Origin of the sequence: Pseudomonas sp. Irchel s3a10 (assembly GCF_900187525.1) — a bacterium.
Taxonomy (GTDB): domain Bacteria; phylum Pseudomonadota; class Gammaproteobacteria; order Pseudomonadales; family Pseudomonadaceae; genus Aquipseudomonas; species Aquipseudomonas koreensis_G.
Genome location: NZ_FYDR01000002.1, coordinates 596,455 through 614,940, shown reverse-complemented (window position 1 = coordinate 614,940; position 18,486 = coordinate 596,455). Strand labels below are relative to the sequence as shown.

Below are 18,486 nucleotides of genomic sequence, written 5' to 3'. Positions count from 1 at the left end.
ACATTTCTCCGGTCTTTTTGTCATCTTTCAGGAGGATAAGAACGGGTAAGCACCGCTCGATTGTATAAACGGCGTACAGCCAGAACACAAGTCGCCAAATGCGTTCGGACACGGCGGTTTTTTGTGGTAGGGTTCGCGCCCTTAAAATTCCGCTGAAGCGTTTTTCCCGGGTGAAAAACAGTGACAAACGGTCTAGCTCAGCAGGTTCGCGGCCTACACGGGAATTCCTGGTTTCTTACACAATTTACGCACAGGTTTATCCACAGCTAGTACGTTGCAAGCCCTCTCGAAACGCATTATCTTGTAGCACGGCGCGAGGAGAGACCCTACATATAGGGTTTTCCGCTCAGACGACCAACCACATTTCGGACCTGAAACTCAAGCGCTTTATTGCCAGTTTCCGGTTGAACCAAGCAAGTTTTTCAAAGCCCAAACCGCACTTGCGGATGGCGCCGTTTTTCAGGTCGGAAACGACCGGAACGGTACGGGTGTTGCAGTCATTACTGTCACCCGGGAAGGAATCCGGCTCGAGCCCTGGCTCGCAGCCAAAAACTTCGGCAAGGATGCGGCGTCATTAGCCTTTTTCCTACTGGTCCGAAGTTGTTATGCCCGACGCCCGTCGGTTGTAGTGCTTCGGACCAGAACGGTGAGCACCATGATGGTGCCCAAACAAACATAGAGAATGTGGAGATCACCCCCCATGCAAACCGACACAACTCGCGAGAACCCGCAGGGCACCTTGCCGCAGGCCGCCGATTCGAATTCGGATCTGGCCGCCACCGCGCCTGGTCAACTGCGCGTGATCAAGCGTAATGGCACTGTCGTTCCTTACACCGATGACAAGATCACCGTCGCTATCACCAAAGCGTTTCTCGCAGTTGAGGGCGGCACCGCTGCCGCTTCGTCGCGAATCCACGACACCGTTGCGCGCCTGACCGAACAGGTCACCGCGACCTTCAAGCGTCGCATGCCGTCGGGCGGCACCATCCACATCGAAGAAATCCAGGACCAGGTCGAACTGGCCCTGATGCGTGCCGGCGAGCAGAAAGTCGCTCGCGACTACGTGATCTACCGTGACGGCCGCTCGAAAGAACGCGCAGCCCATGCGCCGGTAGAAGCTGCGGTCGACGCGCACCCGTCGATCCGCATCACCCGCGCCGACGGCAGCCTCGCGCCGCTGGACATGGGCCGCCTGAACACCATCGTCACCGAAGCCTGCGAAGGCCTGGCTGAAGTCGATGGCGATCTGATCCAGCGCGAAACCCTGAAAAACCTGTACGACGGCGTGGCCCTGAACGACGTCAACACCGCACTGGTGATGACCGCGCGTACCCTGGTTGAACGTGAGCCGAACTACTCGTTCGTCACCGCTCGCCTGCTGATGGACACCCTGCGTGCCGAAGGTCTGGGCTTCCTGGGTGTGGCCGAAAGCGCCACTCACCACGAAATGGCCGACCTGTACGCCAAGGCGCTGCCGGCTTACATCGCCAAAGGTATCGAGTTCGAACTGCTGAACCCTGTGCTGGCGACCTTCGACCTGGAAAAACTGGGCAAGGCGATCAACCACGAGCGCGATCAGCAATTCACCTACCTGGGCCTGCAGACCCTGTACGACCGTTACTTCATCCACAAGGATGGCGTGCGTTTCGAACTGCCGCAGATCTTCTTCATGCGCGTGGCCATGGGCCTGGCGATCGAAGAGAAGCAGAAAGAAGACCGTGCGATCGAGTTCTACAACCTGCTGTCCTCGTTCGACTACATGGCTTCGACCCCGACTCTGTTCAACGCCGGTACCCTGCGTCCACAGCTGTCGAGCTGCTACCTGACCACCGTTCCGGACGACCTGTCGGGCATCTACCACGCGATCCACGACAACGCCATGTTGTCGAAATTCGCTGGCGGCCTGGGCAACGACTGGACCCCTGTGCGTGCCCTGGGTTCGTACATCAAAGGCACCAACGGCAAGTCGCAAGGCGTAGTTCCGTTCCTGAAAGTGGTGAACGACACCGCCGTAGCCGTTAACCAGGGTGGCAAGCGCAAAGGCGCTGTGTGTGCCTACCTGGAAACCTGGCACATGGACATCGAAGAGTTCATCGAACTGCGCAAGAACACTGGTGATGATCGTCGTCGTACCCACGACATGAACACCGCCAACTGGATCCCTGACCTGTTCATGAAGCGTGTCTTCGATGACGGCAAGTGGACCCTGTTCTCGCCATCCGAAGTTCCTGACCTGCACGACCTGACCGGTAAAGCCTTCGAAGAGCGTTACGAGTACTACGAAGCCCTGACCGAGTACCCGGGCAAGGTCAAGCTGTTCAAGACCATCCAGGCCAAAGACCTGTGGCGCAAAATGCTTTCCATGCTGTTCGAAACCGGCCACCCATGGCTGACTTTCAAAGACCCGTGCAACCTGCGTAGCCCGCAGCAGCACGTCGGCGTGGTTCACAGCTCGAACCTGTGCACCGAGATCACCTTGAACACCAACAAGGACGAGATCGCCGTTTGCAACCTGGGCTCGATCAACCTGCCGAACCACATCGTGGATGGCAAGCTGGACACCGCCAAGCTGCAACGCACCGTGAACACCGCCGTGCGCATGCTCGACAACGTGATCGACATCAATTACTACTCGGTGCCGCAAGCGAAGAACTCCAACTTCCGTCACCGTCCGGTCGGTCTGGGCATCATGGGCTTCCAGGACGCGCTGTACCTGCAGCACATCCCTTACGGTTCCGACGCTGCCGTCGAGTTCGCCGACAAGTCGATGGAAGCGGTCAGCTACTACGCGATCCAGGCGTCCTGCGACCTGGCCGATGAGCGTGGCGCGTACGAGACCTTCAACGGTTCGCTGTGGTCCAAAGGCATCCTGCCACTGGATTCGCAACAGATCCTGATCGAACAACGCGGCCAGAAGTACATCGATGTTGACCTGAACGAAACCCTGGACTGGGCACCGGTTCGCGCCCGTGTACAGAAAGGCATTCGTAACTCCAACATCATGGCCATCGCACCGACCGCGACCATCGCCAACATCACCGGCGTATCGCAGTCGATCGAACCGACCTACCAGAACCTGTATGTGAAATCGAACCTGTCGGGCGAATTCACCGTGATCAACCCGTACCTGGTTCGCGACCTCAAGGCTCGTGGTCTGTGGGACTCGGTCATGATCAACGACCTGAAGTACTACGACGGTTCGGTTCAGCAGATCGAGCGCATCCCGCAAGAACTCAAAGAGCTCTACGCGACCGCGTTCGAAGTGGATACCAAGTGGATCGTTGACGCCGCCAGCCGTCGTCAGAAGTGGATCGACCAGGCCCAGTCGCTGAACCTGTACATCGCCGGCGCCTCGGGCAAGAAGCTCGACGTGACCTACCGCATGGCCTGGTACCGTGGTCTGAAAACCACCTACTACCTCCGTGCCCTGGCCGCGACCAGCACCGAGAAGTCGACCATCAACACCGGCAAGCTGAACGCTGTTTCCAGCGGCGGCAACCACGGCGACGATTCGGTTCTGGCAGCTCCGGCCGGTCCAGCTCCAGTGCCAAAGGCTTGCGCGATCGACGAGCCGGATTGCGAAGCTTGCCAATAAGCTGAGCCGGGTCAGGCGTCGCGAGACGCCTGACTCCTCCAGGCAAAAGAAACCCCCCGACAGACTTCTGGTTTGTCGGGGGTTTTCTTTTGTCTGCCAAACACCAAGGCTCTAATGAACAGGGTTCAGCCGATACAAAAAAGGCCCCTTCACAGAAGGAGCCTCCTTATTGGTGCTTACTATCGGCAGCCGCCGTTATTGTAAGGACCGGCAACACGAACCCAGCCACTGGCTTGTGGAACGTTGCTGCACATAGTACGGCCGGTCGAAGCCGACTGATAAAGCCACCAGGAAGCCGGTGCAGCTTGAACAACGACTGCACCCAACAGCAAACTTGCGGCCAAAGTCAGACCAAAACCCATACGCAGCGACATAACGATCTCCATTTCAAATAAACGTCTCAAACGGTCGTCAGCGCAATAACTTCATAGATCATCATCTTGCCGACACAACCAGAGACAGCAGTAAGAGTGTTGCAAACCGAACACCCATCATTCATCAAGGCCCTGACGAAAGAGCGCGCACCTTACATTGCGAAACAACTAAAAACAACAAATAAAACCCCCACAACCAAAACTATTTATTAATTAAATCAACTCAAAAAATCAACAACCAGGCAAAGACCTACAACATTAATTGCATACAAACCACTGACCCAAATCAAAAAAAATACGCTAACTAAAACCAGACACGCGGCACAATCTTCCTTAATTAAAAACAACATCCCAATAAGTTAACGTTTGTCTGCGCAATAAATTAACGCGCGAAGCCTCCGCCCAGCGCCAGGTACAGTCCCATTTGCGCCTGCAGTCGCTCGAAGCGATTCTGCGCCAGTGAAATTTGCGCGGCACGCCGGCTCTCTTGCAGATCCAGCCACTCCTTGATACCCGTTTGCCCGCTGCGATAACGAATTTCGGCCAACCCTTCGGCTTTCATTGCGGCGACCAGAGCCTGCTCTCGCCGTCCCCCCTGATCAGCCAACTGCACTTGCGCCGACAGGGCGTCTTCAACTTCCGCCAGCGCGATATAAAGGCTCTGACGAAAGTCGATTATCGCCGCCTCATAGTCCACCGCCGATATACCCACTGTGTACTTGCGAACATTCAATTGCACAAACGGCAGACTGATACCAACACCCAATAGACCGACAGGGTTATTGAGCACTTGGCTTAACTCTCGACTACCGCCAGTAGCCAGACCGCCCGTCAGTGTGAACGAGGGATAGAAACTGGCACGCGTTGCGTCATAGTTCGACAGCGCCTGGCGCAATCGCCATTCAGCCGCCTGCAAATCCGGACGTCGATCAACCAGATCAGCCGGCAAGCCTGCCGGCACACTCGCCAATGCCGTCGAAGGTAATTGCACAAGTTCTGCAAACCGATGCTCGGGTGCCTGATCAAAGACAATGGCCAGTGCGTTGCGCGCCACTTCAAGTTGCTGCAGATAGTCACTCAATACAGCACGCTGCGTGGCCAACACCTGCTCGGCTTGTGCCTCTTCAAGACCCGTCGCCGCACCCGCCAGATGTTGAGACTGCACCAGTTGCAACGTCTGCTCGGCGTACCCGATACTTTCCCGCGCAGACCGGACCAGTTCGTTGAACAGGCCGATCTGCCAATACAGGCGCGCCGTCGTACCCACCAGGCTCAGCGCGCTGGCACGCCGGTCAAAGTCGGTCGCCAACAGCGCCCATTGCCCGGCATCGCGCGTACTCGCCAGTTTCCCCCACAAATCGACTTCGTAACGCACCGTCGCGCTCGTGGAAAATCGACGCTGGCTTGAATTGTCTCGATGCAGATTCCTGCTCCAGTCCGCCCCCGCCCCCACGTCCAGATCGGGCGTGATATTGGTGCCGGTGAGCCCTGCCTGAAGCGCTGCCCGACGCACTCTGAGCGCAGCAACTGCAAGATCGTTATTGCGCGCCAGGGCGTCGTCGACCAAGGCGTTCAGACGTGGATCATCAAACGTTTCCCACCATCGCTCTTGCACGCTCAATGAGCGCTCACGGGATGCGTCGCCAAACCAGAAGGCCGGCATCTTCACTTGCGGTTGACGATATTCGCTGTGCAGCAGAGCGCTGCAGCCGCCCAACAACAAAGGCAACGGCAATGCCCAGATCCACTTGCGCTTCGTGTACTTCATTCTCTGGACAACGCCTGAATGGGATCAAGCCGGGCGGCATTGCGCGCCGGGATATAACCGAACAACACGCCGACCAGCAGCGAACATAAACACGCTGAAATCATGGCCAAAGCCGTGAATTCCATAACGATTGTCTGCACGAAATAGCCGAACACCTGGCTGATCAACAACGAAAGCAGGACACCCAACAAGCCCCCCAGCAGACAGACCAGCACCGCCTCGATCAAAAACTGCTGCAGGATGTCCGTGCGCCGCGCGCCGACCGCCATGCGGATGCCAATCTCCCGGGTGCGCTCGGTGACCGACACCAGCATGATATTCATCACGCCGATACCACCAACCAACAGTGAAATGAGCGCCACCGCAGAAATCAGCAGGGTCAGTGTGTCTGTGGTTTTCTGTACGATTTTAAGGATGCTGTCGCTGGAACTGAGGAAAAAATCCGCGCGCCCATGACGTGCCACCAACAATGTTTGCAGTGCTTGCTCTGCTGCTGGACTGGCAACCTGCTCCCTGAGCCGAACCTTGATCGAATTGAAATGGCTCTGCCCCAACAAGCGCCCCATCACCGTCGTATAAGGCAGATAGACCTGCAGGCTTGGCCCTGAAAAACCGTCATCGCGACTTTCCATGACCCCTACGACCGTGCAAGGCAGGCCGCCCACCAGGATGACTTTGCCCAGTGGCTGCTCCCACTCCTTGAACAGCCGTTGTCGAGTATTGTGATCAATGATCAGGGTCTGGCCGCGGCGCATTACATCGCTGGCACTGAACACCGCCCCCTTGCTCATGCGGATGCCCATCACCTGGAAATAATCGTGGCCGACACCATTGACGGTGGCACTGACATGCAGATTGCGATAGCGAATCGTTCGGCTGCCATTGACCATCGCCGAGACACTGTCGACCCAGGACTGCCCTTGGATGATCCGCAGATCCACAGGTTGCAGGGTCCGGATCGAGGCAGCCTGCTCATCCCCCCAGTCCTTGCCAGGATAAACATCGATGGTATTGGTGCCCATGGCGCTGATATCGCGCAGTACCCGAGTCTGCGCGCCCTGCCCCAAAGCGACCACCGACACCACTGAGGCGATGCCGATGATGATCCCCAGCATGGTCAGCAATGTACGCATACGATGGCTGCAGAGGGAAACCCAGGCCATCTTGAAAGCCTCGCTGAAGCGACGCCACTGCACCGCCGCTACTTCGCGCCCCTGATCTTGCGTACTTTCACCAGCCTCGGCGACCTGCGCCGCAGGCACTTTTCGGCTGGCATTCGATTGATCCGCGACGATCTCTCCGTCATGAATCTCGATAATTCGGTCAGCGTGCTGCGCCACCTGCACGTCATGGGTCACGATAATAATGGTGTGGCCGCTACGGTGCAGTTCACGCAGGATGGCCATTACCTCCTCACCACTGCGTGAGTCCAGCGAGCCGGTAGGTTCGTCAGCCAGGATCACCGCGCCACCATTGATCAGCGCACGGGCAATACTGACCCGCTGCTGCTGACCACCGGAAAGCTGCCCCGGCCGATGCTGCAGGCGCTGCCCCAGCCCCAGGCGTTGCAACAATGCCCTGGCCTGTTGCTGACATTCGATAAACGACTGGTCGGCGTAAATGGCCGGCACCTGGACGTTGGCCTCAGCGCTCAAATGCGACAGCAAATGAAAGCGCTGGAAAATGAACCCGAAATGCTCACGACGCAATGTCGCCAGCTCATCGCTGCTCATACCGGCCATGTCGAGACCGTTGATGCAGTAGCGACCGGCGGAGGGACGATCCAGACAGCCGAGGATATTCATCAGGCTGGATTTTCCGGAGCCAGACGGACCGATAATCGCCACCATTTCTCCGGCGCCAATGGTCAGACTCACGTCCCGCAACACTTGCGTTCTGGCCTCGCCATCAGCGAACCAACGCTGCACACCTTCAAGGGACAATAGCGGCTTGTCCGGCAACACGTCGTTCATCGCATCCGGCGTCAAGCCGCGAAGATCGTTCGCGCTGCTCATTGAGGCTCCGGCTCCTCGCCGAGGACAACTTCGTCATGCTCCTTGAGACCGTCCAACACCTGAACATTAAGGTCATTGCGCAAGCCGGTCTTGACCAGCACCGTCTGCAACTGACCATCAACCAGTCGACGCACTTCATAGCGGCCATCCGCGGCACGCTTGCCCAACGCAGCCACCGACACCGTTGTGGCTTTTGGCGCAGAAGCGAGCAGCACACTGACCTGCGCCGTCATTGATGTGCGCAACGAACGATCGTCATTGGGCACGTCAAACAGCGCGTTGTAATACACCGCTGCATCGGCACCGCCAGCAGTCGAGCCACCGCTACCCAGCATTGTGTCCTGCCGGGCAATGGACTCTGGCGCCGGTTCTACCGCCCGAATATGACTTTCAAAGCGCCGATCCGGATCGCCCAGGATACTGAAGGACACCGCCTGGCCTGGCTTGACTCGAACCACGTCAGCTTCAGATATCCGCGCCTCGACCGTCATCCGGTCCAGTCGGGCCAGGATCAGCAAAGTCGGGACACTTTGCGCGGAAACGACGGTCTGCCCCTGCCTCGTCACCACGGCAATGACTTCTCCGTCCATCGGCGCATTGATACGCGTATAGCCAAGGTTGACTTCGGCGATGCGGATTTCTATCTCCGCCTGGGAAATCTGCGCAGCCAGGGATGCCAGTTCGGCACGTGAGCTTTGCAATTGCGCTTCGGCTATTTCCAGATCGGCCCGCGATCCGGCCTCACTGGCAACCAGACTTTGCTTGCGACGGAAATCAAGTTCGTACTGGCGAATCAGCGCCTGTCGAGCCTTATATTGTGCCCGGACACTGAGCAATGCTGCCCGTGACTTGAGCAATTCGTTCTGTGGCAACAACGGGTCAATCTCGGCTAGCAGCTGACCTTGGCGCACCGTATCGCCCAACCCGGCCTTCAGGCTCTGGAGTTGCCCGTTGACCTGTGCGCCAACACTGACTTGCTGGAAAGGCTTGACCGTACCACTGGCCAATACGGTTTCTTCAAGATCCTCGACGGTGACGGTCGTGGTCAGATATTTCCTTGGCGTGGCGCCCCAGCCCTGCCCCCCTATAAACCAGACCAGCAATGCACTGACGAACAACGTCCCGAGGACGATTCGGGAGCGAGAGAAAAAAACCATGGAGTGATCGTTACATCCCTGTCTGTGGTTGGGCGAACCGTTCATTGGCGCCCGGGTGTTGCCTGAGCAAGCGCATGAATACGCCCGCACAAATACGATTGCCGCAGACGAGTGGCCCCGGCGCGCGCATTAAACAAGAAAGCCCCTCAAAGAGGGGCTTTCCGTTACAGCTTTTTACAAAACATCGATATCAGGTCATCTGAATGATGGTTTGCATGATGGTGCTCTGGGTCGAAATGGTCTTCGCGTTCGCCTGATAGTTGCTCTGGCCCTTGATCAGGTCTACCAGCTCGTTGGTCAGGTTAACGTTCGACTCTTCCAGCGAGTTGGATTGGATGGAACCCAGGGTACCGGTTTGCGGAGCGTCATAACCCGGGATACCCGAGGCGAACGTTTCCTTCCAGCTCGTTCCACCGATCGCTTGCAGGCCCTGCTCGTTAGTGAAGCTGGCCAGCGCAACCTGGCCGATGGCCTTGTTCTGGTTGTTGCTGAAGTTGGCGAACAGGGTACCGGTACCGTCGATGGTCAGGTTAGTGATCTGGCCAGTAGCATAGCCGTCCTGGGTCGGGATCGAACGGGCGGTGTCGGCGTTGTACTGGGTAGTCTGCGCCATCGAAATGGTAATGCCGGCCGTGTTCGCAGCGGCACCGTTAGGTTTGAAGGTACCGTTGACCACGTTACCCGGTACCCAGCCGGTGAGCTTCAAGTCGCTGCTGATCACTGGACCAGGCAGGGTGCTGACCTGAGTCAGTTTGCCAGCGGAGTCAAACGTCATGGTCGAAGGTGTCGGCGCGGTGACCTTCGGATCGCTACCGGTAGCGTCCGGGTTACGCCCGTCTACCAAGGTGTAGACCTTCCAGGTGTTGGCACCGGTCTTGACCACGTACTGATCCATCGGGTGCATGTTGCCCTGACTGTCATAGATCGGCGTGCTGAACGATTTGGTGTAGGTCGCGAGGTTGGTCGGGTCGAATTTGCCGGCGGCCACGGTGTCGTCGATCACCGGAGCGGTCGAGTCCAGGTTGATGGTCGACGTCACCAGCGAGGTGGACTTTGGCGCCAGGTTCGAGGTGTCGATTTTCAGGTCGGTCAGTACGCCGTTGATGACCTTGCCGTTGGCATCCACGCCGTAGCCCTGCAGACGCGAGGTGTAGTCGGTGTTGGTGATGTAGCCTTTATCGTCGACCTTGAACGTACCGGCGCGGGTGTAGGAGATCGAGCCGTTGTTGCTCATGGTGAAGAAGCCCGAACCGTTGATGCCCATGTCCAGCACGTTACCGGTGTTGTTGATGTCACCTTGGGTGAACTGCTGGGAAACGTTGGCCAGGCGCACGCCGTTACCGATGACCTTGCTGCCGGTACCCAGGCGAGTGGCCGAGTAAACGTCTGCGAACTCTGCACGGGACGATTTGAAACCGGCGGTCGCGACGTTGGCGATGTTGTTGCCGGTCACGTCCAGTTGTTTGTTGGCTGCATAGAGACCGCTAAGGCCGATATTGAAAGACATATTCCACTCCTTTGTGCCGGTTAGTCGGCTCTATATACCAATGGTTTGTACTTTGGACAGGGCGACGGTGCCCTTGCCGGACAGGTTGAGCATCAGCTCGCCACCGGTCTGGCTGATGGTCACGCTGTTGACCGTGGCTGGCAGGTAGGTTGCCAGGTCGGTCGCGGTGCCATTGATCGATGCGTTGGCTTTGACGGTATAGGTACCGGTCTTCACCAGATTGCCGTCCTTGTCCTTGCCGTCCCAGGTGAAGCTTGCGCTGCCTGCGGCGCGACTGCCCAGATCGATGGTGCGAACCACCGTGCCGCTGCTGTCGGTAATGCTGACGGTGCCACCGGCAATCGACGACGGCACGGTGACCGAACCGGTCATGCCTTTGCTCGGGTCGTCCAATTGAACGGTGTTGGTCTGCACGATCACGTTACGGCCAACCAGCGACGATGCCTGCAGGGCTTGCGAGGAGCTGTAGTTGCCGGCCAGCGAACTGACGGTGCTGTTGAGGGTGGTGATGCCCTCAAGGCTGCTGAACTGCGCCAACTGTGCTACGAAGGCACTGTTGTCCTGCGGATCGAGCGGGTTCTGGTTTTTCAGCTGGGTGACCAGCAGTTGCAGGAACGCGTCCTTGCCCAGCGCTTGGCCGCCGGTGGCGCTGTTGGTGGCCGAAGCAATGCCACCGGTGGTCGAACTGGTCTTTTTCGACGAGTTCGCCAGGATGTCATTCATGCTCAGGCTGCTGGTGGTATCGGTAACGCTCATGGCAGTCGCCCCTTATTACTGACCGAGGGTCAGTACCTTCTGCATCATGGTTTTGGCGGTGTTCATCATTTCGGCGTTGGTCTGGAACGAACGGCTCGCGGAAATCATGTCAGCCATTTCTTCCACCACGTTGACGTTCGGGTAGTAGACGTAGCCCTTGGCGTCAGCGGCCGGATGGTTCGGCTCGTAGCGCGCTTCGAGGTTGCTCTGGTCTTCGACCACGCCAAGTACCTGCACGCCCTGCCCTGCGGCGTCCTGGCTCTGGAACAGCGAGTTGCTGCCAGTGTTCTGGCCGCCCTGGAACATGGTGGCGAACACCGGGTGACGGGCGCGGTAGGTCTGGTCGATGCTCGACGAGACTGTTTCGGCGTTGGCGATGTTCGAAGCCACGGTGTTCAGACGCGTGGTTTGTGCGCTCATGCCGCTGCCGGCAATGTTGAAAACGCTGGACAGGGACATGGATTACTCTCCGCGCAGGGCTGACACCAGCCCTTTGAATTTGCTGTTGAGCAGGGTGAAGCTGGCCTGGAAGCCGACCGCGTTTTCCGCGTAATTCGACTGCTCAAGCTGGGCGTCCACGGTGTTCTGGTCGATCGAAGGCTGCATCGGCGTGCGATACATCAGCGACTCGTCGCCATTGCCCAGGCCTTCAGCTTCGATGTGACGGCTGTTGGTCATGTTCAGGGCGATGGTGCCGTTGGCGTTCTTCTGGGTCTGTGCTTCAAGCACTTTGGAGAAGTCCAGATCCCGAGCCTTGTAGTTCGGGGTATCGGCGTTGGCGATGTTGTTGGCCAACACTTCGGCACGCTGGGCGCGGAAGCCCAATGCCTTTTCGTGAATGCCGAGCGCTTTATCGAAGCTGATGCTCATGTCGGGAACCTTCGGGTGACCGGTTTTTCGTAACTGAGCTTTAGCAAGCGCCGTGCCAATCAGAAGACCCCCCGTAAACCGGGGCTTTGCGAGGAATCGGCAAAGCGGCAATGCCAGAAAAGCGGCAAACGGTTTCCGCCAGATGCCGCTTTTCTGCCGCCTGCCCCCTCCCACCGACACCGTACGACTGTGGGAGCGGGCTTGCTCGCGAAGGCGTCATCTCAGTCAATATTTGTTTTCCTGACACACCGCCTTCGCGAGCAAGCCCGCTCCCACAGGGGATTTGTGGTGTGTGAGGGAGATAATTCAGGCACAAAAAAACGGCAGGCCTTTGCGGGCCCGCCGTTTTTTCGTATTGCCGATGCAATCACTTCGCCTGGTAAATGATCCCCGGGCTGCACTGGACCATCTGGTAATGATCCGGCAAACCGTTCAGCGCTTCGGAAGCGCCAAGGAACAGATAGCCGCCCGGCTTCAGCGTGCTGTGAATGCGCAACAGGATGTCTTTCTTCACCTCGGCGGAGAAGTAGATCAGCACGTTGCGGCAGAACACGATGTCGAACTTGCCCAGACTCGCGTAGCTGTCGAGCAGGTTGAACGAACGGAATTCCACCCGGTTCTTGATCGGCGCCTTGATCACCCAGCGCCCCGGCCCTTTCGGATCGAAGTAGCGCTGCAGACGATCGGCGGACAAACCGCGGCCGATCGCCAGGCTGTCGTACTCGCCGGTCTTGCAGTTGGTCAGCATGCTGCCGGACAAGTCCGTGGCAACGATCTGCACGCCCATCTTCAACTGACCGAGGTTGCTGCGCTCGAACTCATCGATCGACATCGACAGCGAATACGGTTCCTGACCCGACGAGCACGCCGCCGACCAGATCCGCAGACGCTGGTTGGGACTGGCCTTGATCGCCTCGGGCAGCACCTTGTTCTTCAAGACTTCAAACGGATAGGTGTCCCGAAACCACAGGGTTTCGTTGGTCGTCATGGCATCGACCACCTGCTCGCGCAAACCGCTGCGCGGCTGGGTCTGGATGCGCTGTACCAGCTCACCCAGGGACTTGATGCCTTGCTGCTCCATCAGTTTGTTGAGACGGCTCGAGACCAGGTACTGCTTGTTTTCACCGAGCAAAATGCCACAGGCTTTTTCCAGGAAGACCCGGAATTGTTCGAAATCCAAATTACCCGTAGACAATGATGCCGCCTCTTAAATCGTGTTGACCGCCAGGGACAAAAGGCCCCTAGCTGATATCTGCTGCTTTGATCCGGTCGACTACCCGGGATGCCAGGTCATCAGGACGGAATTTGGCCAGGAAGTCATCGGCACCGACTTTCTTGACCATCGCCTGATTGAATACCCCCGACAACGAAGTATGCAGGATGATATGAAGCTTTTGCATGCGCGGGTCGCTGCGGATCTCCGCCGTCAGGGTGTACCCGTCCATCTCCGGCATCTCGATGTCGGAAATCATCATCAGGAACTCTTCTTCCGGCTTCTTGCCCTCTTCGACCAGCTTGCGCAGGTAATCCAGCGCCTGCTTGCCGTCGTTCAGCGCCACCACTTCGACCCCGATCGTCTGCAGGCAACGCGTGACCTGCTTGCGCGCCACCGACGAGTCATCGACCGTCAGCACCCGCAGCGACAACGCCTTGCTCTGGGTTTCGACATCGACCACACCGACCGAAATCGCCTCAGGCGTCGGCGCCACTTCCGCCAGCACCTTCTCGACATCGATGATTTCGACTAACTGATTGTCGACCCGAGTCACAGCCGTCAGGTAGTGATCGCGCCCGGTGCCTTTGGGCGGTGGATGGATCTCCTCCCAGTTCATGTTGACGATGCGCTCCACCGAGCGGACCAGGAAACCCTGGGTCTTGGTGTTGTACTCCGTGATGATCACGAACGGACTGTTCTTGTCTTTCAACGCCCCGGAACCAGTCGCCATTGCCAGATCAAGGATCGGAATGGTCGCCCCCCGGATATTCGCCACCCCGCACACGACAGGACTGGACTTGGGCATCAACGTCAACGACGGGCATTGCAGCACTTCCCGCACCTTGAACACGTTGATTCCGTAGAGCTGTTGGCCGTCGAGACGGAACAACAACAGCTCCAGGCGATTCTGCCCCACCAGTTGCGTGCGCTGGTTCACCGAATCCATTACACCAGCCATGCCCAGACTCCTACACCAACGCCAAGTGTTGTTGCGACGCACATTCATTGCTAAACGGCACGGCGCTTGCTTTTTAACTCGTATGAACGCTCAAACGACATTTTTTCGACGCCTGACCTACCGCACCCGCAAAGCGCTGTGCGCGGTGTCTGCCGTCTGCTTTTTCTTCGCTGGCAGCCCTGCCGGTGCTGATACGGTTACCTTGCCTGACATGCTTATCGGCGTCACTCAGGGCTTTCTTGAGTTCACCGTAGAAGACTATCTGGCTACCAGTCAAACGGAAGGCCGCTACGAAATCGAGGTCAACCAGCTCGACCCGCGCATGCGCATGCCTATGTGCGACAAGGAATTGACAGCCTCGCTGGAGAGCCCGGCGCGGCCGCTGGGCCGGGTTACGGTCAAGGTCCGGTGCGAAGGAAGTTCGCCGTGGACGGTGTTCGTGCCCGCTCAAGTCCGCCTGTTTCGCGAGATTGTCACCACCACCCGTCCGCTCAAGCGCGCCGGGATTATCGGGCCGCAGGACGTGACCTTGCGCGAGCGCGACGTCAGTGTGATCAATCAAGGTTTCCTGACCTCGGTAGACGAGGCGATCGGGCAGAAATTAACCCGACCAACGGTCGCCGATCAGGTCATTACTCTGGTGCATCTGGAACAGGCAGAAGTGGTGCGCAAAGGTGATCAAGTGGTCATCACCGCCCGCAGCGGCACGCTCGCCGTGCGCATGCCCGGTGAAGCCCTGGCCAACGGCGGTCTGAAAGAACAGATTCGGGTGAAAAACCTCAATTCCAACCGTGTGATCAAGGCGCAAGTCGTTGCGCCGGGCCAGGTGGAAGTGGCCATGTAAAACGCTCTCGCAGAAAACTGGCGCCAGCCCCGACGCTTCCCTAAACTGTGCCGCAGCAGGACACGCTTCGGCACATGCAGCTCATTGCAAAGTGAGCCTAAAGTTTTCCAGGGAATGGCCGAAAACATGGCAAGCGTCCAAATTCCCAGAGGTTTTTAACATGGTCATCGATTTCAGCCGTCTGAACAGCTCCTCGTCACTTACGGGCAGTACACGTACCAGCAACGCCAAGGAAACCGCCGAATCCGGCACCTCCGCGCCGCTGAATACCCAGGCCGAAACGGCCAGTACCGCAAAAAGCGGGGAATCGGTACACCTCAGCAATGAGGCTCAACAGTTGCAGAAGGTCACTGACAAGCTGCGCGATCAGCCTGCCGTCGACAAAGCCCGCGTGGCCGAGTTGAAAGCAGCGATTGCCGATGGCAGCTATAAAGTCGACAGCAACCGTGTAGCCAGCAAACTGCTCAACTTCGAAGCCCAGCGCTAGGCTTTTGCCGGCGCCAGGCTTTTGGACGCTTAGAACCCAAGGCCAGCCATGCACGACACTAATTTATTGCAACTGATCACCGACGACTTTGCTCCAGCTCAACAATTGCTGGAGTTGCTGCAAACCGAGTCCCTCGCTTTGCACGGTCGTGACATGCCTTTGCTCGAAGACATTCTGGCGCGCAAACAGGCATTGATCATTCTGCTTGAACAGCATGGCCGCAAGCGCAGCGAAATCCTTGCCAGCCTCAACCTGCCGCTCGACCGTCAGGGCCTGGAGCAACTGGCCAGCCAGTCGAGCATTGGCGATCAGTTGCTGTCCCAGAGCGATGTACTGACCGACCTGATTGCCCAGTGCCAGGCCGCCAATGTGAAAAACGGCCAGTCGATCCAGATTCAACAGGCCGCCACGGCCAATCAACTGAAAATCCTCACCGGGGGCGAGCCGCCAGCGCTGTATGACGCTTCTGGCACATTTGCCAAACCGACCAAGCCGCGCACCCTCAGCCAGGCGTGAGCCATTCGATGTGCCTGCACTATCAACCCGCGAAACATGCTGGCAAAATGCTGGCTAGCCGTAGTCAAATTTTGTCTGGAGATTGAGAAAACGTGCCAAACGCCCTAAGCGCGGATGACAGTCCGCAGCCCCCAAAGGTGCTGACCACGCCCCTGGAAATCTCCAGCAACCTGCGCCAGCTGCAAGAAAGCCACGACCCGCTGATCATCACGTTCCACGAGCGCAGTCAGCGCTTCCAGAGTTACCTGATCAAGGTTGACCGGGAAACGGCAACGATTGCCCTGGATGAAATGATCCCGCGCGATGGCGAGCGTTTTCTGCTGGCGGGCGAACCGTTCAAGGTCGAAGGTTTCCACGATGGCGTGCGCATCGCCTGGGAATGCACCGGTACGCTGAACATTGAAGAGTCCGAGGGCGATCGCTTCTACACCGGCGAGCTGCCGACCGAAGTGGTTTACCACCAGCGCCGCAACGCCTTTCGCGCAGCCCTGAAGCTGACCGATCTGGTCAGCGTCGAACTCGGCGGCGAAAAGCTCAAGGCGCCAATCAACGGCAAACTGCTGGATATTTCCGCCACCGGCTGCAAGCTGCGCTTTGAAGGCGACATCACCGACCGCCTGCAACTGGGTCAGGTCTACGACCGCATGATCGCCACCCCGCTGTTCGGCAATCAACCTATCTCGGTCGAACTGCGTTATCTGCACTTCGAAGAAAAGCTCAACATCACCTTCGCCGGCCTGCGCTTTCACAACATCAGTGGCCAGGCGGCGCGCAATGTCGAGCGCTTCGTCTATCAGTTGCAGCGTGAAGCACGCCGGTTCGATAAAGACGATATGTGATTCGTACGAGCAAATAGAAAGGGCAGTCCCTGGCGGGACTGCCCTTTTTTATGCGCGATTGAATCTCGCGGCGACTGGAGATCCATTGTGGGAGCGGGCTTGCTCGCGAATACGGCCTGACATTAAAAATTGATGCTGGCTGACACGCCGCCTTCGCGAGCAAGCCCGCTCCCACATTTCAGGGTCTGGCCCCACTGATATCCGGTGCTGGTTTATCACCCTCATCAGCCGGATCAGTTTCCACCGCCGCTTCAGGCTGCACTTCGGGTTCTGGCTCCGGTTCCGGTTCCGGCGTAACCGTGGTCTGCATCTGCTCCTGCACCACCTGCTCATCCACCCGCGGGTCGAGGGCGGCCACCAGCGGCGAGCTGGACATGCTGTCCGGCATCGCCACGTGGTGCAGCGGCGCGTCGTCGACCTGATGCAGATTGGTCACCGCTTTCGGGCGGATGCGCCACACCAGCACCAGCGCGAAGAAACTGAAAAACGCATACAGGCTCTGGCTGCCGAACAGCTTCATCAGCACCCCGGCCAGCAACGGGCCGATGCTCGCGCCAACCCCGTAGGTCACCAGCAGCATCGCCGTCAGCGACACCCGGCGATCACCCTCGACGTGGTCATTGGAGAACGCCACCGCCAGCGGGTACAGGCAGAACTGCACCAGCGAACACATGAACCCGACGACAAACAGAACTTCCAGCGGCACCTGCGGCAGGATCGCCAACGGCAACGCCGCCACCGCGAGGAACCCGGCAAAGCAGCGAATCAGCAGCGCCCGGTCATAACGATCGGACAGCCAGCCCAACGGCCACTGCACCAGCAGTCCGGCAAAAATGCAGCTACCCATGAACAGACCGACCTGCTCGGTCGACAGCCCCTGCTGCGACGCATACAGCGGCGCCAGACCGTAGAACGAGCCGATGATCAAGCCGGCGCCCAGCACCGTGCTCAACGACTGCGGCACCCGCTTGATAAAGAAGCGCGGTTCCATCGGTGCCGGATGCAGTGGCGCCGGGTGAATCCGGCGGGTCAGCGCCACCGGCACCAGACACAGGGCAAAACACAGCGCGACCAGCATCAGCAGCTCCAGACCGAGGCCCGGATGCATGACCAGAATCAACTGACCGAGCACCAGCCCCAGATACGAAGCGATCATGTAGCCGCTGAACACCAGACCGCGCTGGTTGGCGTCGGCCTGCTCGTTGAGCCAGCTCTCGATCACCATGTATTGGCACATCATGCCCAGACCGACGATGGTCCGCAGCACCAGCCACGCCGGCAGCCAATCGACCAGGCCATGCCCGAGCACCGCCGCGCCGACGATCCCGGCACACGCCGAATACGCCCGAATGTGTCCGACCCGGGCGATCAAGCGGTGACCGATCTTGCCGCCCAGCACCAGGCCGAAATAGTTGGCCGCCATCAGCGCACCGACCCACAGCCCGTCGACATTGTCAGCGGCCAGGCGCAACGCCAGGTAAGTAGATAGAAGGCCCGAGCCGATCAACATCATCAGCGAGGCGAAATACAGCGCTCGAAAGGATTTCCAGATTTGGCGCATCGGCGTTCCGAGCGGCTCCTTGC

At 58.4% G+C, this 18,486-nt stretch carries 15 protein-coding genes; 5 read left to right on the top strand and 10 right to left on the bottom strand.

Annotated features, from left to right (window positions below; genetic code table 11):
• Nucleotides 1-700 precede the first annotated feature (700 nt).
• Nucleotides 701-3,595: a ribonucleoside-diphosphate reductase subunit alpha gene (locus CKW11_RS08305; RefSeq protein ID WP_095137143.1), complete on the top strand. Its 2,895-nt coding sequence runs from the start codon at nt 701-703 to the stop codon at nt 3,593-3,595.
• Between the two features lie 756 nt (nt 3,596-4,351).
• On the opposite strand, the gene CKW11_RS08295 is transcribed toward CKW11_RS08305, so the two are convergent.
• The 9 genes from CKW11_RS08295 to CKW11_RS08255 form a co-directional block, all read right to left on the bottom strand.
• Nucleotides 4,352-5,737, bottom strand: coding sequence for an efflux transporter outer membrane subunit (locus tag CKW11_RS08295; protein WP_095137142.1), 1,386 nt, complete (start codon nt 5,735-5,737; stop codon nt 4,352-4,354).
• Entirely contained in the window at nt 5,734-7,710 is a 1,977-nt protein-coding gene (locus CKW11_RS08290; protein WP_095137391.1) for a MacB family efflux pump subunit, read from the bottom strand. Before CKW11_RS08290 ends, CKW11_RS08295 begins: the two co-directional genes overlap by 4 nt.
• A 38-nt stretch (nt 7,711-7,748) precedes the next feature.
• Complete coding sequence (locus CKW11_RS08285) at nt 7,749-8,954, bottom strand: efflux RND transporter periplasmic adaptor subunit (RefSeq protein ID WP_218235251.1); 1,206 nt, start codon at nt 8,952-8,954, stop codon at nt 7,749-7,751.
• A 145-nt stretch (nt 8,955-9,099) separates the two neighbouring features.
• The gene (gene flgE, locus CKW11_RS08280; RefSeq protein WP_095137140.1) at nt 9,100-10,416 is read right to left on the bottom strand and encodes a flagellar hook protein FlgE; all 1,317 of its coding nucleotides are present in this window, start codon (nt 10,414-10,416) and stop codon (nt 9,100-9,102) included.
• A gap of 30 nt (nt 10,417-10,446) precedes the next feature.
• Nucleotides 10,447-11,172, bottom strand: a complete 726-nt coding sequence (gene flgD / locus CKW11_RS08275) for a flagellar hook assembly protein FlgD (protein ID WP_095137139.1) — start codon at nt 11,170-11,172, stop codon at nt 10,447-10,449.
• Nucleotides 11,173-11,187: 15 nt separating this feature from the next.
• Complete coding sequence (flgC, locus tag CKW11_RS08270) at nt 11,188-11,631, bottom strand: flagellar basal body rod protein FlgC (RefSeq protein ID WP_007963049.1); 444 nt, start codon at nt 11,629-11,631, stop codon at nt 11,188-11,190.
• Between the two features lie 3 nt (nt 11,632-11,634).
• Complete coding sequence (gene flgB, locus CKW11_RS08265) at nt 11,635-12,042, bottom strand: flagellar basal body rod protein FlgB (RefSeq protein ID WP_007917581.1); 408 nt, start codon at nt 12,040-12,042, stop codon at nt 11,635-11,637.
• 367 nt (nt 12,043-12,409) lie between these two features.
• On the bottom strand, nt 12,410-13,237 hold the full coding sequence (cheR, locus tag CKW11_RS08260; protein ID WP_007963053.1) for a protein-glutamate O-methyltransferase CheR: 828 nt from the start codon (nt 13,235-13,237) through the stop codon (nt 12,410-12,412).
• 46 nt (nt 13,238-13,283) lie between these two features.
• On the bottom strand, nt 13,284-14,216 hold the full coding sequence (locus CKW11_RS08255) for a chemotaxis protein CheV (protein WP_095137138.1): 933 nt from the start codon (nt 14,214-14,216) through the stop codon (nt 13,284-13,286).
• 82 nt (nt 14,217-14,298) lie between these two features.
• On the opposite strand from CKW11_RS08255, the gene flgA reads away from it, so the two are divergent.
• The 4 genes from flgA (at nt 14,299) to CKW11_RS08235 (ending at nt 16,902) form a co-directional block, all read left to right on the top strand.
• A complete protein-coding gene (gene flgA / locus CKW11_RS08250; RefSeq protein WP_095137137.1) occupies nt 14,299-15,060 on the top strand; it encodes a flagellar basal body P-ring formation chaperone FlgA in 762 nt (253 codons plus the stop codon).
• A gap of 160 nt (nt 15,061-15,220) precedes the next feature.
• Nucleotides 15,221-15,547 carry a flagellar biosynthesis anti-sigma factor FlgM gene (gene flgM, locus CKW11_RS08245; RefSeq protein WP_007917589.1) on the top strand — a complete coding sequence of 109 codons (327 nt, stop codon included), beginning with the start codon at nt 15,221-15,223 and terminating at the stop codon, nt 15,545-15,547.
• Between the two features lie 48 nt (nt 15,548-15,595).
• Nucleotides 15,596-16,063: a flagella synthesis protein FlgN gene (locus CKW11_RS08240; RefSeq protein ID WP_027612275.1), complete on the top strand. Its 468-nt coding sequence runs from the start codon at nt 15,596-15,598 to the stop codon at nt 16,061-16,063.
• A 92-nt stretch (nt 16,064-16,155) separates the two neighbouring features.
• Entirely contained in the window at nt 16,156-16,902 is a 747-nt protein-coding gene (locus tag CKW11_RS08235) for a flagellar brake protein (RefSeq protein ID WP_095137136.1), read from the top strand.
• A gap of 178 nt (nt 16,903-17,080) precedes the next feature.
• On the opposite strand, the gene CKW11_RS08230 is transcribed toward CKW11_RS08235, so the two are convergent.
• Nucleotides 17,081-18,463 (bottom strand): MFS transporter, encoded by a 1,383-nt coding sequence (locus CKW11_RS08230; RefSeq protein WP_095137135.1) that lies wholly within the window; start codon nt 18,461-18,463, stop codon nt 17,081-17,083.
• Nucleotides 18,464-18,486: the final 23 nt, after the last annotated feature.

Bases quoted from the DNA above. Each gene is read 5' to 3' on its own strand.
- CKW11_RS08305 (WP_095137143.1), top strand. From the start codon at position 701: ATGCAAACCGACACAACTCGCGAGAACCCGCAGGGCACCTTGCCGCAG.
- CKW11_RS08295 (WP_095137142.1), bottom strand. From the start codon at position 5,737: ATGAAGTACACGAAGCGCAAGTGGATCTGGGCATTGCCGTTGCCTTTG.
- CKW11_RS08290 (WP_095137391.1), bottom strand. From the start codon at position 7,710: ATGAACGACGTGTTGCCGGACAAGCCGCTATTGTCCCTTGAAGGTGTG.
- CKW11_RS08285 (WP_218235251.1), bottom strand. From the start codon at position 8,954: ATGAACGGTTCGCCCAACCACAGACAGGGATGTAACGATCACTCCATG.
- flgE (WP_095137140.1), bottom strand. From the start codon at position 10,416: ATGTCTTTCAATATCGGCCTTAGCGGTCTCTATGCAGCCAACAAACAA.
- flgD (WP_095137139.1), bottom strand. From the start codon at position 11,172: ATGAGCGTTACCGATACCACCAGCAGCCTGAGCATGAATGACATCCTG.
- flgC (WP_007963049.1), bottom strand. From the start codon at position 11,631: ATGTCCCTGTCCAGCGTTTTCAACATTGCCGGCAGCGGCATGAGCGCA.
- flgB (WP_007917581.1), bottom strand. From the start codon at position 12,042: ATGAGCATCAGCTTCGATAAAGCGCTCGGCATTCACGAAAAGGCATTG.
- CKW11_RS08255 (WP_095137138.1), bottom strand. From the start codon at position 14,216: ATGGCTGGTGTAATGGATTCGGTGAACCAGCGCACGCAACTGGTGGGG.
- flgA (WP_095137137.1), top strand. From the start codon at position 14,299: ATGAACGCTCAAACGACATTTTTTCGACGCCTGACCTACCGCACCCGC.
- flgM (WP_007917589.1), top strand. From the start codon at position 15,221: ATGGTCATCGATTTCAGCCGTCTGAACAGCTCCTCGTCACTTACGGGC.
- CKW11_RS08240 (WP_027612275.1), top strand. From the start codon at position 15,596: ATGCACGACACTAATTTATTGCAACTGATCACCGACGACTTTGCTCCA.
- CKW11_RS08230 (WP_095137135.1), bottom strand. From the start codon at position 18,463: ATGCGCCAAATCTGGAAATCCTTTCGAGCGCTGTATTTCGCCTCGCTG.